This window comes from Limnobacter sp., from assembly GCF_036405155.1.
GTDB lineage: Bacteria > Pseudomonadota > Gammaproteobacteria > Burkholderiales > Burkholderiaceae_B > Limnobacter.
In genome coordinates this window covers 1-1,881 of sequence record NZ_DASWYD010000009.1, presented here as the reverse complement: position 1 = coordinate 1,881, position 1,881 = coordinate 1, and the positions used below count along the sequence as shown (strand labels likewise).

2 protein-coding genes are annotated in these 1,881 nt (G+C 54.4%); both read right to left on the bottom strand.

Annotation, left to right across the window (positions count from 1 at the left end; genetic code table 11):
• Positions 1 to 249: 249 nt before the first annotated feature.
• Positions 250 to 1,095: a flagellin gene (locus VGE55_RS14150; RefSeq protein WP_331132321.1), complete on the bottom strand. Its 846-nt coding sequence runs from the start codon at positions 1,093 to 1,095 to the stop codon at positions 250 to 252.
• A gap of 338 nt (positions 1,096 to 1,433) precedes the next feature.
• Positions 1,434 to 1,881 (bottom strand): flagellin (locus VGE55_RS14145; protein ID WP_331130862.1); only part of this gene is annotated, 448 nt, incomplete at its 5' end.

Below are 1,881 nucleotides of genomic sequence, written 5' to 3'. Positions count from 1 at the left end.
GTGTGTTTTTTGGTTCATTGTGGCTGCGTCATTGCGCTGCCTTATGAATCCATTAACGCGAGGAAAAAAGGAATCTTTAGGGCGGAAAAACAAAAAAATTCTCCACAGCAGGAGAATTTTTTTGCACCCTCAAGTTTGCGGTGATGTTGCCGTAAAGCTGCCCCGCATTCTGCGGCAACCCCCGGAAACACAGGCTTTTGGCCTGAGAACCGGGGGCGCTCGGAGGAACCCCTTCAATTGGGGGAAGGTTTAACGCAGCAGGCTCAACACGTTGTTGGGCAGCTGGTTGGCCTGGGCCAACATTGCTGTACCAGCCTGTTGCAGGATCTGCGAGCGGGTCAAGTTGGCAGTTTCTTTGGCGAAGTCTGCATCCATGATCCGGCCCTTGGCAGACGCCAGGTTGGTGGAGCTGTTTTCCAGCGAGGAGGCCACTTGTTCCAGGCGGCTCAAGCCGGCACCGACAGTCGCACGCAGGTTGGTCACCGCATTGATGTTGGTGTCAATGTTGGTGATGGCGGTGGTGGCGTTGGCCACGGTGTCAATCGCACCGAAGGTGGACGCAGCCAGGGTGGTTTGCAGGTCGTTGCCGCCGGCTGTGCCGTCATCGGTCAGGTTCACGGCCAGGCTGTCAGTACCAGCGTTGCCCGAACCAATTTGCAATGTCACCGACTTGTTGGCCGAACTAAAGACGTTGTTGCCGTTGAAAGTGGTGCCAGTGGAAATCCGTGTGATTTCGTTGCCCAGCTCGGTGTATTCACGGTTCAGGTTGGCTCGGTCAGTGGAGTTCAGTGTGCCGTTTTTGGCCTGAACAGCCAGTTCACGCATGCGCTGCATGTTGTCGGAAATCTTGCCCATGGCGCCATCGGCGACCTGGAGCAGGGAAGTACCGTCGTTGGCGTTGCGCTGTGCAACGTCAAAGCCTTTGATCTGTGCGGTCATGCGCTCGGCGATGGCCAAACCGGCTGCATCGTCTTTGGCAGAGTTGATGCGCAGGCCAGAAGACAGGCGGGCAATCGAGGTTTGAAGGGAACCAGCAGACTTGCTGAGGTTCATTTGTGCCGTCAGCGACGGTGCGTTTGTATTAATGCCTAACATGGTTTCACTCCGAAAGTGTAGACAATCAACTTCAAAGGATTTCTTCCTTTGCTCTGTTCGGTATTTTCTCTACCGATGACTTATTAACGTTCTATTTTTGAATTACTTGAGGTCTGAAAATGCTTGTTTGTTAAATATTTTTTGTTTTTTTATTTTTTGTTTGTAATAAAAAAACAGATTATCTTTTGACCCTTTTCTGGGTAAAAAGATAATCTGCCTGTTCAATACTTGACTCCCATGTAAGGCTAAAAAGGGGGTAGGTGTTCACACCCACCCCGAAAACAACCGGCATTTGGGAATCTCATGCAGGCTGCTGCTTGGTCACTGCATTCAGTTCATCACTTCAACAAGCTCAACACGTTGTTGGGCAGTTGGTTGGCCTGGGCGAGCATGGCGGTGCCGGCCTGCTGGAGGATCTGCGAGCGGGTGAGCGCAGCAGTTTCCTTGGCGAAGTCAGCGTCCATGATGCGACCGCGGGCCGTGGACAGGTTGGTGTTCTGGATGTCGGCGAAAGCGGCCACCTGCTCCAGACGGCTCTGGCCGGCACCGACCACGGCACGGATGCCGGTGATGGCGTCAATCGAGGCGTCGAGCTGAGTGATCGCGGTGGTGGCGTTTGCAACCGTGTCCACACCGCCCAGGTTAGCTTGAATGGAAGCCGCACCGTTGGTCAGGATGGTGGTCAAATCGTTGCCGGCGCCGGTGGCGTCATCGGTCAGGTTCACGGTCAGCGTGTCGGTGGCGGCGTTGCCCGTTCCAATCTGGAAGGCCATGCTCTTGTTGGCT

Excerpts from the sequence above, each read along its gene's own strand:
- VGE55_RS14150 (WP_331132321.1), bottom strand. The coding sequence starts at position 1,095 with ATGTTAGGCATTAATACAAACGCACCGTCGCTGACGGCACAAATGAAC.